The sequence below is a fragment of the Streptomyces sp. P9-A4 genome, from assembly GCF_036634195.1.
Classification (GTDB): domain Bacteria; phylum Actinomycetota; class Actinomycetes; order Streptomycetales; family Streptomycetaceae; genus Streptomyces.
On record NZ_JAZIFY010000001.1, the window covers coordinates 3034776 to 3048460 of the forward strand.

At 72.9% G+C, this 13685-nt stretch carries 11 protein-coding genes; 7 read left to right on the top strand and 4 right to left on the bottom strand.

The genetic code is table 11. The features are described 5' to 3' along the window. Positions 1–56: 56 nt before the first annotated feature. From V4Y03_RS13610 to V4Y03_RS13625, 4 genes are all read left to right on the top strand, one after another. Complete coding sequence (locus tag V4Y03_RS13610) at positions 57–863, top strand: SDR family oxidoreductase (RefSeq protein WP_332435091.1); 807 nt, start codon at positions 57–59, stop codon at positions 861–863. A 26-nt stretch (positions 864–889) separates the two neighbouring features. After that, the gene (locus tag V4Y03_RS13615; RefSeq protein WP_332435092.1) at positions 890–1996 is read left to right on the top strand and encodes a P1 family peptidase; all 1107 of its coding nucleotides are present in this window, start codon (positions 890–892) and stop codon (positions 1994–1996) included. A gap of 91 nt (positions 1997–2087) precedes the next feature. Next, complete coding sequence (locus tag V4Y03_RS13620) at positions 2088–2930, top strand: DUF6227 family protein (protein ID WP_317878018.1); 843 nt, start codon at positions 2088–2090, stop codon at positions 2928–2930. A 676-nt stretch (positions 2931–3606) separates the two neighbouring features. Beyond that, positions 3607–4734, top strand: a complete 1128-nt coding sequence (locus tag V4Y03_RS13625; RefSeq protein WP_332435093.1) for a collagen-like triple helix repeat-containing protein — start codon at positions 3607–3609, stop codon at positions 4732–4734. 85 nt (positions 4735–4819) lie between these two features. On the opposite strand, the gene V4Y03_RS13630 is transcribed toward V4Y03_RS13625, so the two are convergent. Then, a complete protein-coding gene (locus V4Y03_RS13630; protein WP_332435094.1) occupies positions 4820–6343 on the bottom strand; it encodes an MFS transporter in 1524 nt (507 codons plus the stop codon). A 62-nt stretch (positions 6344–6405) separates the two neighbouring features. On the opposite strand from V4Y03_RS13630, the gene V4Y03_RS13635 reads away from it, so the two are divergent. Next, positions 6406–7365, top strand: a complete 960-nt coding sequence (locus tag V4Y03_RS13635) for a helix-turn-helix transcriptional regulator (RefSeq protein ID WP_332435095.1) — start codon at positions 6406–6408, stop codon at positions 7363–7365. A 557-nt stretch (positions 7366–7922) separates the two neighbouring features. Here the strand turns inward: V4Y03_RS13635 and V4Y03_RS13640 are convergent. Continuing rightward, positions 7923–8924 (bottom strand): sigma-70 family RNA polymerase sigma factor, encoded by a 1002-nt coding sequence (locus V4Y03_RS13640; protein WP_317878937.1) that lies wholly within the window; start codon positions 8922–8924, stop codon positions 7923–7925. A gap of 505 nt (positions 8925–9429) precedes the next feature. Here V4Y03_RS13640 and V4Y03_RS13645 point away from each other — a divergent pair. Continuing rightward, a complete protein-coding gene (locus V4Y03_RS13645) occupies positions 9430–10443 on the top strand; it encodes a questin oxidase family protein (RefSeq protein WP_332435096.1) in 1014 nt (337 codons plus the stop codon). A 51-nt stretch (positions 10444–10494) separates the two neighbouring features. Here the strand turns inward: V4Y03_RS13645 and V4Y03_RS13650 are convergent, their stop codons facing one another. Beyond that, positions 10495–11283 carry a dioxygenase family protein gene (locus V4Y03_RS13650; protein WP_332435097.1) on the bottom strand — a complete coding sequence of 263 codons (789 nt, stop codon included), beginning with the start codon at positions 11281–11283 and terminating at the stop codon, positions 10495–10497. A 121-nt stretch (positions 11284–11404) separates the two neighbouring features. Here V4Y03_RS13650 and V4Y03_RS13655 point away from each other — a divergent pair, with 121 nt between their 5' ends. Beyond that, positions 11405–11911, top strand: a complete 507-nt coding sequence (locus V4Y03_RS13655; protein ID WP_317873911.1) for a MarR family winged helix-turn-helix transcriptional regulator — start codon at positions 11405–11407, stop codon at positions 11909–11911. Between the two features lie 171 nt (positions 11912–12082). On the opposite strand, the gene V4Y03_RS13660 is transcribed toward V4Y03_RS13655, so the two are convergent. After that, the gene (locus tag V4Y03_RS13660) at positions 12083–13612 is read right to left on the bottom strand and encodes an MFS transporter (RefSeq protein WP_332435098.1); all 1530 of its coding nucleotides are present in this window, start codon (positions 13610–13612) and stop codon (positions 12083–12085) included. Positions 13613–13685: the final 73 nt, after the last annotated feature.

Consider the following 13685-nt stretch of genomic DNA (forward strand, 5'->3'; position numbering starts at 1 on the left):
GGTTCACCCGTGCCCCGGGGAGAGCCTGGGGAGACGGACCACCCGAGGAGACCGCCATGACGCAGCACGCCGCCACCGGCACCACTGCCACCACCCCCCGCACCGCCCTCGTCACCGGGTCCTCCCGTGGTATCGGGCGGGCCGTCGCCCGGCGGCTCGCCGCCGACGGGATGGTCGTCGCCGTGCACTACGGGCACGACGCCGGCGCCGCTCAGGAGACCGTCGACCTGATCGTGCGGGACGGCGGCCGGGCCTTCTCCGTCGGTGCCGACCTGGCCTCGCACGAGGGTGTGCTCGCGCTGGTCGAGGGCGTCCGGGCCGGGCTGGCCGCCCACGCCGGGGAGACCGCCCTCGACGTCCTCGTCAACAACGCCGCCGCGAGCCGCTCGGGCGGGCACCTCCGGGACGAGACCCCGGAGCTGTTCGACCGGCTCTTCGCGGTCAACGTCCGGGCGCCGTACTTCCTCGTGCAGGGGCTGCTGCCGGTGCTCAGGGACGGCGGCCGGATCGTCAACATCGGGTCGGCCGTCACCAGGATCGCGCTCTCCGACGAGCTGGCCTACGCGATGACGAAGGGCGCGATGGAGACCTTCTCCCGGACCCTCGCCAACGTGGTCGGGGAGCGCCGGATCACCGTCAACACGGTCGCCCCCGGACCGACGCAGACCGCCGGACTCACCGCCGCGATGGCCGCGATGCCCGAGCTGGAGGGGATGCTGATCGGCGGTCAGGCACTGCCGTGGGTCGGGCAGCCCGAGGACATCGCCGACCCGGTCTCCTTCCTCGCCTCGGAGGACGGCCGGTGGATCACCGGCACGGTGATCGACGCCTCGGGCGGTACCTACCTCGGCCCCAAGCGCTGAACCGGTCCCCGTGGTAGGCAAGGGACATGACACAGCCCGAGCAGACGCGCGGACGGCACGACGGGACCGACGGGATCACCGATGTGGGCGGGCTGCGCGTGGGCCACGCGCGCGTGGCCGGGTCCGGGGCGCTCAGCGGCACCACCGTGGTGCTGGCCCCGGCGGGCGGGATGGTCGCCGCCGTGGACGTACGGGGCGGAGGCCCGGGCACCCGGGAGACCGACGCGCTCGACCCGAGGAACGTCGTCCAGCGCATCGACGCGGTCGTCCTGACCGGCGGCAGCGCGTACGGCCTGGAGTCCGCCGCCGGCGTGATGGCCTGGCTGGAGGAGCACCACCGGGGCGTGCGCGTGGGCCCCGATCCCTCCCACGTGGTGCCGGTGGTGCCCGCCGCGTGCGTCTTCGACCTGGGCAGGGGCGGCGACTTCACGGCCCGCCCCGACGCCGCCACGGGCCGGGCCGCGGTGGCGGCGGCCGACGCGAGCGGTGACCACGCGCGCGTGGAGACGGGCGCGGTCGGCGCGGGCACCGGCGCGGTGGTCGGCGGGCTGCGGGGCGGAGTGGGGACCGCGAGTACGGTCCTGAAGTCGGGGATCACCGTCGGCGCGCTGGTGGTGGTGAACGCGGTGGGCTCGGCCGTCGACCCGGCCACCGGCGCCCTGTACGGGAGTTACTACGCGGGCGACGGCCCGCCGGCCTTCCCCGGGAGCGGGGTGCACGAGGCGGCCGTACGGCGGCTCGCCGAGGCGCGGGCGGCAGCCGCCCCGCCCCCGCTGAACACCACGCTCGCCGTCGTCGCGACGGACGCCGTGCTCACGCGCGCGCAGGCGCGGAAGGTCGCGGGCACGGCGCACGACGGCATCGCGCGCGCTCTGCGCCCGGTGCACCTGATGAACGACGGCGACACCGTCTTCGCGCTCGCCACCGGACGGCGGGAACTGCCGGAGGGCCCCGGGCCGCTCGCCCTGAACGAGGTCCTCGCGGCCGGCGCCGACCTGGTGACCCGGGCGATCGTCCGGGCGGTGCTCGCGGCCCCCGGCGGGCTGCGAGGGGCGGGCGGTGACTTCCCCTCGTACCGCGAGCTGTACGAGCCGGACGGGGGCCCGTACCCCCTTGAAAACCAAGGGAGTTGAAAGAAAAGGGAAAGGGAGGAGAAAAGGAGCGGACGGGGACGGGGCGGGAACTTCCGGCGCACGCCCTTCGTTTTCCGGAACCCCGGACACGATGTCAGCCCCAGGGACTACGTTAAGCAAGCACCAAGTGACATGCGGCGACGGCCTGGAGACCCTCTTGAACGATCCGCAGGATCCTCACGATCCCTACGAGACGACCGAGACGCACCTCGCGCGGCTCCTCGGCCGGGCGCTCAACTCCTTCGACCTGCCCGACTCGACCGTCGAGCGCCTCGGCACGGCGCTCGCGCACTCCACCGCGCTGCACTCCTCGCACCACAGCGCGTCGCTGCACCGCTCCACCTACCGCCATACGTATCTGCTCGGCGACGGCAGCGCGCTCTCCCTCTGGGAGATCACGCACAACGCCGGGCGGGACGGCGTCGAGCAGCATGAGCTGTACGCGGAGGAGGCGGAGGCGCGGCTCGCCGCGTCCCGGCTCCCGACCGGACCGCTGCCCGGCTGGACCGCCGAGCGCTCCGACGGCCGCGTCCTCGACGAGGACGACGACCTGGAGCTGCTGAGCGCCCTGCTCGCCCGCCCGATACCCGCCCAGCCCCGGATGTACGTGCCGGACAACTCCGCCGACCACGCGCGCCGCGTCCTGCGGCGCGCGGAGAACGCGGACCGGCCGGGCGAGCGGACGGCCCGCCGGCTGCGGCTGGCCTTCGCGCACCACATCACCCAGGCCTTCGGGCGGCACTGCCCGGTGGAGGGCGGCCGGGACGCCGGATTCACCCTCTACGAGCACCAGTTCCTGCTGCTGGACGGCAGCGAGATCAGCCTCTGGGAGGTCGAGCACACGGCGACGCCGGACGGTCGGCACATGTGCGAGGTGTACGAGAGCGAGCGCGCGGCCCGCGGGGCGATGGAGTCCCGCTCCCGCGTCCGCTGACACGGGCCCGGCGGGCGTTCACGTGACGCCCGCCGGGTGGCCCGTACCTGCCCCGCGTCGGTACGGGCCACCGGGCCGGCGTGGGGTCGGGCGGGTGCCGGGGCCGGGGTCGGGCCGGGGTCGGGATCCCCGTCTCCGCCAGGCGCTGTACGGCGAACTCGCGGTTGGCCCTCGCCTGTTCGCGGTAGGTGTCCGACAGGTCGGGGAGGGCGGGCAGCCGGTCGCAGGCTGCCGGCGAGGCGGCGTGGCCGCCGATCCCGTACGTGCTGATCGAGTACTCGAAGAACCGGTGTCGGAGATGACCCAGGTGTCCACGAGGACCCGGACGGAGGCGAGGCAGCGGTCGATGACGGCGGCCTCGTTCTTGACGATCACGCACAGGCAGATGGACGGCTGCACCGCAACACCACGTCCGGTGGTGCGGGAGGAGCCGGCGGGTGCGCGACCCTACGGACGCCGGGCCGGGCGCGGCCCCGGCGCGCCGACGGGGGGTCCGTAGTTCCCCGTCGTGTACGCATCCATTCGGCTGTCGGCGATAGGCCATGGCGTTAGCAGTGCCGCCGGACCGTCAAGCCCTCCCCCATGCGATCCGATGATCCGACAAAGGGAGCACATGGCTGCTTCCCGGACATCACTTGCGCCGCCCTCCTGGCCGGCGGAGGAGAAGGAGCACTGCATGCGTCCTGATTCCAGGACCCGGACCCGGACCCCGCTGGGCCCGCTCCCCCGACGACGCGCGTGGCTCGGCGGCGGGGCGGTCGCCTCGGTCGCCCTCGTCCTCACGGGCTTCGCCTCGCCGGCGGCAGCCGCGTGGGGCAGCCCTTCCGCCACCCGAGCGTCGGGTACGGCGGGCACGACGCCGGCCGGCGCCCCGTCGGCCCACGGCTGCGAGAAGCGTGGATCGCACCCGCACGAGGGGGAGCAGCCCCGGAGGGACGCGCTCCAGGAGTTCCTGGACCAGGAGATCCAGCCCCTCCTTGGCGGTCACGGGCGGCAGGCGGTGCGCACGACGGCGGGCGGCGGTGACGACGACGGCTGCGAGGTGGGCCCGACGGGCCCACCCGGCCCCAAGGGACCGAAGGGCAACACCGGCCCGACCGGACCGACCGGACCGACCGGGCCGACCGGGCCGACCGGGCCGACCGGGCCGACCGGGCCGACCGGGCCGAAGGGCAACACCGGGGCGACGGGGGCGACCGGGCCGAAGGGCAACACCGGGGCGACGGGGGCGACCGGGCCCAAGGGGAACACGGGGGCGACCGGAGCGACGGGGCCCAAGGGGAACACGGGGGCGACCGGAGCGACGGGGCCCAAGGGGAACACGGGGGCGACCGGAGCGACGGGCGCCACGGGTGCCACTGGCGCGACAGGGGCTACCGGAGCGACTGGCGCGACCGGAGCCACCGGCCCCTGTGTCGACATCGACACCTACAGCCCGTCCAACACCGAGGACTTCCAGGCCGCGCTCTACAACGGCAAGGCCTTCGTCGGGAAGGCGAGCGTGCCGGGCGGGGCGATCGTCTGGCAGGACCTCACCAACCCGACGCCGGTCGGTACGGACCCCACGAACCCGGGCTTCCCCGCCAACGCCTGCGGCATCGCCATCGAGGCCCAGGGCAACGACGCCTTCGTCAAGGTGATCACCACGACGGGTACCGTCTGGCAGACCGCGGGCAACATCATGGGCGGCGCCTTCCTCTGGGACAGAGCATGGGTGCAGCAGGCGACACCGACCCCCGTCGTCCTGCGGTCCGAGCCGTTCACGGGTGACCTGAAGACGGACGGCGCGGTCGACCGGAACTGACCGGAGGAACCGGCCGGACAGCCGGGAGGGGCCCCGTCCCCGGGACGAATCCCGGGGGCGGGGCCCCTCCGCTGCCGCTCCGCGCTCAGTGGGTGAGCGCCGGCTCCTTCTCGATCACGACCTCGGCCTCGTCGTCGCCGCCCTCCAGGTGCTGCTTCGGCTTCGCCGGAAGCGCGAACATCACCAGGAAGATCACCGCGAGCACCGCCGCGACCCAGCCCATCGCGTTCTGGAAGGCGTCCGCGAACGCCGCGCCCGCCTCGGCGGGGGACTTCGGGGCGGGCTTGCCGTCGATCACGCCGAAGAAGACCACCGACACCAGGCCGAGCCCCAGCGCGTTGCCCATCTGCCCGGTCGTGTTGATCAGGCCCGAGGCCGAACCCGCGTGCTCCTTCGGCACCTCCGAGAGCACCGCGTCCGTCAGCGGCGCCACGATCAGGCCCATGCCCAGACCCATGACCACCAGCGGCGGGATCATCTGCCAGGGCTCGATCCCGGTGCCGTAGCGCCCGGCCTCGAAGAGGTAGAGCAGCACGCCCGCGATCATCGTGAGCGCGCCCGCCTGGAGCACCTTCCGGCCGAAGCGCGGCACCAGCTTCTGCACCGACATGCCGGCCGCCACCGACACGGCGATCGAGAACGGCACACCCGTCAGGCCCGCCTTCAGCGGGCTCCAGCCCAGGCCGATCTGCATGTACAGCGTCCAGACCAGGAAGAAGATGCCGAGCACCACACCGAAGGTCAGCTGTACGGCGATACCGGCGGCGAAGCTCTTCACCTTGAACAGCGACAGCTCGACCAGCGGCGAGCCGTCCTTCTTCGTCTTGTACTTCTCGTACGCCACGAGCGCGCCGAACACGAGCAGGCTGCCGGCCATCATCAGGTGGCCCCACAGCGGCCAGTCCAGCTCACGGCCGCGCGTCAGCGGGTAGACCAGCATCAGCAGCGCGGCCGTCACCAGGAGCACGCCCACGATGTCGAGCTTGAGCGCCTTCGGCGCCTTCGACTCGGTGATGAACCTGCGGCCCAGGATCAGGGCGGCGACGCCGACCGGCAGGTTGATCAGGAAGATCGGGCGCCACTCCAGGCCCGCGATGTTCCACTGCGTGAGCAGCGCGCCGAGCAGCGGGCCCGAGACCGCGCCGAGGCCGATGATCGCGCCGAACATTCCGAAGACCTTGCCGCGCTCGTGCGCCGGGAAGGTCACGTGGATGATCGAAAGCACCTGCGGCACCATCATCGCGGCCGCCGCGCCCTGGAGCAGGCGGGAGCCGACCAGCATCTCCTGGCTGGCCGCGAAGCCGCAGAGCGCCGAGGCGAGGGTGAAGCCGGCGGTGCCGAGCAGGAAGAGGCGCTTGCGGCCGTAGATGTCACCGAGCCGCCCGCCGGTGATCAGACCGGCGGCGAACGCGAGCGCGTACCCGGCGGTGATCCACTGGATGGCCCCGAAGGAGGCGCCGAGGTCCTTCTCGATGCTGGGGATCGCGATGTTGACGATCGTGGCGTCGACCAGGTCCATGAAGGCGGCGGTCATGACGATGGCGAGGGCGATCCATCGCCGCTTGTCGCTGGCCGCTGCGGCTTCCGTGGCGGCGTCGTGTGAACTCATACGAAGAAGATAAGAGCCATCTAGGTCAGGTCATGTCCTAGATGAGCCGCATCCTGGGAGACATGACGGACACCCCGGCACGACTCCTGAATCTGCTCTCGCTCCTCCAGACCCCGCGCGAGTGGCCCGGAAGCGAGCTCGCCGAACGGCTCTCGGTCTCTCCGCGCACCATCCGCCGGGACATCGACCGGCTCCGCGACCTCGGCTATCCCGTCGAGGCGACGCTCGGCGCGGTCGGGGGCTACCGGCTCGTCGCCGGTACGGCCATGCCGCCGCTCCTCCTCGACGACGAGGAGGCCGTCGCCATCGCGGTCGGGCTGCGGGCGGGGGCCGGGCACGCGATCGAGGGCGTGGAGGAGGCGTCCGTACGGGCCCTGGCGAAGCTTGAGCAGGTCCTGCCGGCGCGGCTGCGGCACCGGGTCTCCACCCTCCAGAACGCGACGATCCCGCTCACCCGGGGGGACGGGGCCACGGTCGCGCCCGCCACCCTCACCGCGCTCGCGGGCGCGGTGACCGGGCACGAGCGGCTGCGGTTCGGCTACCGGGCGGGGGACGGGACGGAGACGAAACGGCTCGTGGAGCCGTATCGGCTGGTCTCCACGGGGCACCGCTGGTACCTCGTGGCGTACGACCTCGGGCGCGAGGACTGGCGGACGTTCCGGGTGGACCGGGTGAGCGAGCCCTTCGCCACGGGGGCGCGCTTCTCGCCCCGGGAGCTGCCTTCGGGTGACGCCGCGACGTACATGGCGCGCTCCATGGCGCGCGCCCAGGGGGAGGTCGATCTCGATGTGGAGTTCGCCGCGCCGGCGGAGTTCGTCGTCGCGCGCCTCCCCTCCCACCTCGTGCCGACCGTGACGGCGCCGGGCCGCTGCCGGCTGCGTGCCCGCGTCGCGGACTCGGTGGAATGGCTGGCGCTGCGGCTCGCGCTGATGGACGTCGACTTCACGGTCCACGGCCCGGAACCACTGATCACGTACATGAGGGACTTGTCGGGAAGGCTGGCGGCGGCGACGGGCGCCTGAGCGGTGGTACACCAGCCGCGTCGTTGCGGGCCCGCCGCCCTGTAGTGGGCGCCCGGCCGCGTTGTGGGCGCCCGGCCGCGTTGTGGGCGCCCGGCCGCGTTGTGGGCGCCCGGCCGCGTTGTGGGCGCCCGGCCGCGTCGTGGGCGCCCGGCCGCGTTGTGGGCGCCCGGCCGCGTTGTGGGCAATCGTCCTGCGGGGCGGGACGGGTGGGCCCAACGGACGCAGCCCCTCGCCGGGCCCAGGCTCCAGCGCCTGAACCCGCACCCTGTGCACCGCGCTGGTGGTGCGGGCCAAGGCACGGGGGGCCGAGGCGCGGCCAAGCGCGCCGTCCCGTGTGCCCACCCGTCCCGCCCCAGCGGGACGATTGCCCACACGGCGGTGGGCGAGCGGCCCCCGCGCGGGACGCCTCGCCAGCAGGCGCGCGCCGGGAGGGGCGGGAGGGGCGGGAGCGGCAGCGCGTGGCGTGCGCCGGGGGACCTGCATCCCCGGGCCGTGTGTCCTCGCCGGGTTGCGAGAAGGGGCCCCTCGGGGCCCCTTCCTCCTGGCTGCCGGGCGCCTCAGGCCACCGCGTCGAAGCCCGTGTCGTGGGCCATCTTCTTCAGTTCCAGCAGGGCGTGCTTCTCGATCTGGCGGATGCGCTCCCGGGTCAGGCCGTGCTGCTTGCCCACCTCCGTCAGCGTCCGCTCGCGGCCGTCCTCGATGCCGTACCGCATGCGGATGATCGACGCGGTCCGGTGGTCGAGCTTGGCGATGAGGTCGTCGAGCTCCTCGCTGCGCAGCAGCGTGAGCACCGACTGCTCCGGCGAGACCGCCGACGTGTCCTCCAGGAGGTCGCCGAACTGCGTCTCCCCCGCGTCGTCCACCGACATGTTCAGCGAGACCGGGTCCCGCGCCCAGTCCAGCACGTCGACGACCCGCTCGGGCTTCGTGTCCAGCTCCGCCGCGATCTCCACCGGCTCCGGCTCGCGGCCGTGCTCCCGGTTGAACTCGCGCTGCACCCGGCGGATCCTGCCCAGCTCCTCCACCAAGTGGACGGGCAGCCGGATCGTGCGCGACTGGTCCGCGATGGAACGGGTGATGGCCTGACGGATCCACCACGTCGCGTACGTGGAGAACTTGAAGCCCTTCGCGTAGTCGAACTTCTCGACCGCGCGCACCAGGCCCGCGTTACCCTCCTGGATCAGGTCGAGCAGCGGCAGCCCGCTGCGCGGGTAGCGCCGGGCGACGGCCACCACGAGCCGCAGGTTGGACTTGATGAAGAGGTCCTTGGCACGCTCGCCCTCGGCGTAGAGCGCTTCGAGCTCCTCACGGGAAGCGCCGCCGGCTTCGCTCTCCACAGCGCCGTCGAGTATCTGCCGGGCGTACACCCCGGCCTCGATCGTCTGGGAGAGCTCGACCTCCTTGGCGGCGTCGAGCAGGGGTGTGCGCGCGATCTCGTCGAGGTACATGCCGACCAGGTCGCGGTCGGCGATCTCCCCGCCCACGGCGCGAACGCTGCTTGCCCGTGCGGCCCCGCTCTTGGCGGAGGTCTGACGACGGGCGACGGCACGGGTTGCCATGCGTGCTCCCTTGCTGAGTAGGTCGCGACACCTTTTCGGGTGCCCTGCATCCGACGGAAACAACGACTGGAATCAGGACAGAATTCCCACCCGGCACATGGATTTTCGCGATCATGCAGTATCCTGCGCCGCCGTCGCCCCTGCGGCTATGCCTGCGGAACCCACGGATGCGCAGGTCAGAGCAGGCGCGGAGGGTGTTCCGGCGCCGCTCGCGGGGGACTCGACCACACCGTCGGTGAGACCGCGATCACATGCGGCGCCACCCTTCAAGACGCCGGGGCGGGCCATCGGGTTGCCCCCGCCCGAACCCGAGCCCGAGCCCGAACCCGAACTTGAGCCCGAGCCCGAGCCCTGACACGAACCCGAGCCCTGACACGAGCGACGAACCCGCCCCCCGGACCCCCCGCGCATGCCGCCCCCTCCTCCGGACCACCCCTCCTCGGCCTCCCGGACTAGGTCTCCCGCCCGTTCCGTACCTCCCCTCCCCCGCCCTAGCGTCTCGGTCATGAGCGACACCACCGGAACCCTCGACGAAGCCCTCCAGCGTCTTCACACCACCGGCCCCGAGCGCAACGGCTGGCTCAGCAATCACGCCCCGATGGCCGTCGAGGCTCTGGTCCGGCACGGCCAGGCCCCCGCGGTGCACCGCTGGCTCGACCACTACGCGCCCAAGCTGGAGGAGCTGCCGTCGGCATCCCTCCGCGTCACCGACGACAACTGGGCCGAGGCGCTCGGCGACCCGGCCCGGATCACGGACTGGACCCTCTTCTTCGGGCGCGAGCTGGACGGGCGCCCCTGGCGGGAGGTCCTCGCCGAGTGGTGGCCCCGGCTGCTGCCGGGCATCGCGGGCGGGGCGACGCATCCGGTGATCCGTACCGGTCACGCCGTACGGACCCTCCTGAGCGATCCCGAGGGCGTGACGGCCCCCCGCCGCGCCGAGCTGGCGCACGCCCTCGGCTACTGGGCGGCCCGCCACCAGCCGCTGCCCGCGCTCGCCCCGCTGGCCGCCGTGCCCTCGGCGGCGGCGGCGCTCGACGCCGTACCGCCGGTTCCGGACCAGGACGGCGGGATCAGGGCCCGGCTCGCGCAGCTGACGGCGTTCCCGGTCTGGGGCGCGGCCCCGGACCCCGACGCGGCGAAGGCGCGGCTCACCGAGCTGGTGACGGCGGCGACCCACCGGTACGCGACCCACGGCCACGGCGAGCCGATCATGCTGGTGCACGCGGCGACCGCGCCGAACGCCGTCCTGCGCGCCCTGCCCGCGCTCCCGCGCGAGCTGTGGGCGCCGAGCCTGGCGGCGGCGTGGGCGGCGGCGGCCGCGGTGACCGCCGCGTACACCCCGGCGGAGGCCGCCCCGTACCCGGGCACGGCCCTCACCCCCGAGGAGGTCTTCGCGCGGGCGGCGGCGCACGGCGACGACCACACGATCAAGTTCACCGACACCGCGCTCGACGTGGGCGACCCGCTCGCGCTGGCCGCCGCCGTCCGCTCGGTCGACCTCAACCCGCCCGTCCTGTAGCGGATCGGCCGAACCGCACCGGCCTCGGCCGCCCGCGCGGACCGCAGCGGCTCAGCCGAACTGCACCGACCTCTTCGCGAGCCCCATCCAGAAGCCGTCGATCACCGAGCGCTGCTCGTCGAGGTCGCCGGCCGCGTCGGCCGCACCCATCGTGACGAACAGCGGGGCGAAGTGCTCCGTGCGCGGGTGGGCGAGGCGGCCGGCCGGCGACTTCCGCTCGAAGTCGAGGAGGGCGTCGATGTCGTGCGCGGCGAGGGCCTCGTGCCCCCACGCGTCGAACTCGGCGGACCAGCCCGGCACCCCGCCGCCGGTGTGCCGGAGGGCGGCGAGGTTGTGGGTGAAGAAGCCGCTGCCGACGATCAGGACGCCCTCGTCGCGCAGCGGGGCGAGCCTGCGCCCGATGTCCATGAGGTGGCGGGGGTCGAGGGTGGGCATGGAGATCTGGAGTACGGGGATGTCCGCGTCCGGGAACATCTCGACGAGCGGCACGTAGGCGCCGTGGTCGAGCCCCCGGTCGGGGATGTCCTGTACGGGGTGGCCGGGCCCGCGGAGCAGCTTGCGGACGGACTCGGCGAGCCGCGGGGCGCCGGGGGCGGCGTACTGGACGCGGTAGTAGTGCTCGGGGAAGCCCCAGAAGTCGTAGACGAGGGGGACGGTCTCGGTGGCGCCGAGGGCGAGCGGGGCCTCCTCCCAGTGGGCGGAGACCATGAGGATCGCCTTGGGGCGCGGGAGTCCCGCGGACCAGGCGGCGAGTTCGCCGGGCCAGAGGGGGTCGTCGGCGAGCGGCGGGGCGCCGTGGGACAGGTAGAGCGCGGGCATCCGTTCCAGCGTGGCGTCCATGGCGAAGGGCTCCGGCTTCCTCGTGGTCCTGTGGTCCTGGGTGCGGTGCGTGCTTGAAACTTCAAGCTCACTGGCTGCAGAGTAAACGTATGTAGTTCAACTTTCAAGAATGAGTCGTACGATGGGACCCATGGGAGACATGACCGCGCCCCGCTGGCTCAGCGACGAGGAACAGCACGTCTGGCGCTCGTACCTGCACGCCACCACGCTCCTGGAGGACCACCTCGACCGCCAGTTGCAGCGCGACGCCGGAATGCCGCACATCTACTACGGGCTGCTCGTGCAGCTCTCCCAGGCGCCCCGCCGCCGGCTCCGGATGACCGAGCTGGCCAAGAGCGCCAAGATCACCCGCTCCCGCCTCTCCCACGCCATCGCCCGCCTGGAGAAGAGCGGCTGGGTGCAGCGCGAGAACTGCCCCTCCGACAAGCGCGGCCAGCTCGCCCGGCTGACGGACGAGGGCGCCGAGGTGCTGCGCAGGACCGCGCCCGGCCATGTCACGGCCGTGCGCCAGGCGCTGTTCGACCGCCTCTCCCCCGAACAGGTGGAGCAGCTCGGCACGATCATGAGCGTGATGGCCGAGGGCCTCGAACCCCAGGACCCGGAAGCGGACCTGCCCTGGCTCCGCTGAGACGCGAGAGCTGAGACCCCGAGACGCGAGACCCGAGACCCGAGACCTGAGACCCGAGACGCGAACTGCCCCGGCTCCGCCGAACGACGGAACCGGGGCAGGACAGGCAGGTCAGGCAGGCAGGTCGGGCAGGACGGGCAGGACAGGCAGGGGGCGAATCCCGTACGGGAATCAGTGCGCGACGACCGGGATCCTCACCTCGTCGTCCGCGCCCGTGCCCGACCCGGCGACCGCGCCCGTGTCCGGCTTCCCGGTGTTGATCAGGACGAAGGCGATCGTGGCCGCGGCGACCAGGATGCCGACCGCCCACCAGATGGCCGCCGTGTAGCCCTCGACCATGCTCTGGAGCTGGACCAGCTTCTGCGCGGCCGGGGTGGTCGCGCCCGCCGCGTGGTCCGTCAGGTACGCGGTCGTCGCCGAGGCGGCGATCGTGTTCAGCAGGGCCGTACCGATGGCGCCGCCGACCTGCTGCGAGGTGTTGACCATCGCGGAGGCCACACCGGCGTCCCGGGGGTCCACGCCGAGCGTCGCCAGGGACATGGCCGGCATGAACGCCGTACCCATGCCCAGGCCGAGCAGCAGCTGCGCGGGCAGGATCAGACCGGCGTACGAGGTGCCGACCTCCAGCTGCGTGAGCAGCAGCATGCCGAGACCGGCGGTCAGGAAGCCGGGGGCCATCAGCAGCCGCGGCGGGACGCGGGTCATCAGACGGGTGCCGATCTGCGTCGAGCCGATGATCATGCCCGCGATCATCGGGAGGAACGCGAAGCCCGTCATGACCGGCGAGTAGCCCTTCACGACCTGGAGGTAGTAGGTCAGGAAGAGGAACAGGCCGAACATCGCGATGACGGCGAGACCCAGCGACAGGTAGACACCGCCGCGGTTGCGGTCGGTCAGGACGCGCAGCGGCAGCAGCGGGGACTTGACCCTGGCCTCGGTGAGCACGAAGGCGAGGAGCAGCACCGCGGAGCCGACGAACAGGCCGATCGTGCCGGCGTCGCTCCAGCCCTCGGACTCGGCGCGGGTGAAGCCGTAGACGAGCGAGACCAGGCCCAGGGTGGACAGGATCACGCCGGGGATGTCGAGCGTGGAGCGGTTGCGCCCGCCCGCGGGCTCGCGGACGACGAGGTACGCGCCGACGGCGGCGACGATCGCGAACGGGATGTTGACGAAGAACGTCCAGCGCCAGTTCAGGTACTCGGTGAGGAAGCCGCCGAGGATCAGGCCCACGGCGCCGCCGCCACCGGCGATCGCGCCGTAGATGCCGAAGGCCTTGGCGCGTTCCTTGGCGTCGGTGAAGGTCACGGCGAGCAGCGAGAGCGCGGCGGGCGCGAGGAGTGCGCCGAAGGCGCCCTGGAGCGCGCGGGCACCGAGCATCATGGCCTCGCCGGTCGCGGCGCCGCCGAGGGCGGAGGCGGCGGCGAAGCCGATCAGGCCGACCACGAAGGTGCGCTTACGGCCCCACATGTCGGCGATCCGGCCGCCGAAGAGGAGCAGACCGCCGAAGGCGAGGGCGTAGGCGGTGATGACCCACTGCCGGTTGCCGTCCGAGATGCCGAGGTCCTGCTGGGCGGAGGGCAGGGCGATGTTCACGATCGTCGCGTCGAGCACGACCATCAGCTGGGCGAGGGCGATGAAGACGAGCGCTTTCCAGCGGCCGGGGTCGGCGTGGGTCACGGTGCTTTCGGGGATTTTCGGCATGGGTGTAGCCACCTCTTGGCGCGTACTGGTGGAAAAAGGGCGTAAGTAAGTGCGGGGTGCGTGACGTCAGAGC

What these genes read in the sequence shown, in the direction of transcription:
- V4Y03_RS13610 (WP_332435091.1), top strand. Translation starts at nt 57, where the DNA reads ATGACGCAGCACGCCGCCACCGGCACCACTGCCACCACCCCCCGCACC.
- V4Y03_RS13615 (WP_332435092.1), top strand. Translation starts at nt 890, where the DNA reads ATGACACAGCCCGAGCAGACGCGCGGACGGCACGACGGGACCGACGGG.
- V4Y03_RS13620 (WP_317878018.1), top strand. Translation starts at nt 2,088, where the DNA reads ATGTCAGCCCCAGGGACTACGTTAAGCAAGCACCAAGTGACATGCGGC.
- V4Y03_RS13625 (WP_332435093.1), top strand. Translation starts at nt 3,607, where the DNA reads ATGCGTCCTGATTCCAGGACCCGGACCCGGACCCCGCTGGGCCCGCTC.
- V4Y03_RS13630 (WP_332435094.1), bottom strand. Translation starts at nt 6,343, where the DNA reads ATGAGTTCACACGACGCCGCCACGGAAGCCGCAGCGGCCAGCGACAAG.
- V4Y03_RS13635 (WP_332435095.1), top strand. Translation starts at nt 6,406, where the DNA reads ATGACGGACACCCCGGCACGACTCCTGAATCTGCTCTCGCTCCTCCAG.
- V4Y03_RS13640 (WP_317878937.1), bottom strand. Translation starts at nt 8,924, where the DNA reads ATGGCAACCCGTGCCGTCGCCCGTCGTCAGACCTCCGCCAAGAGCGGG.
- V4Y03_RS13645 (WP_332435096.1), top strand. Translation starts at nt 9,430, where the DNA reads ATGAGCGACACCACCGGAACCCTCGACGAAGCCCTCCAGCGTCTTCAC.
- V4Y03_RS13650 (WP_332435097.1), bottom strand. Translation starts at nt 11,283, where the DNA reads ATGGACGCCACGCTGGAACGGATGCCCGCGCTCTACCTGTCCCACGGC.
- V4Y03_RS13655 (WP_317873911.1), top strand. Translation starts at nt 11,405, where the DNA reads ATGGGACCCATGGGAGACATGACCGCGCCCCGCTGGCTCAGCGACGAG.
- V4Y03_RS13660 (WP_332435098.1), bottom strand. Translation starts at nt 13,612, where the DNA reads ATGCCGAAAATCCCCGAAAGCACCGTGACCCACGCCGACCCCGGCCGC.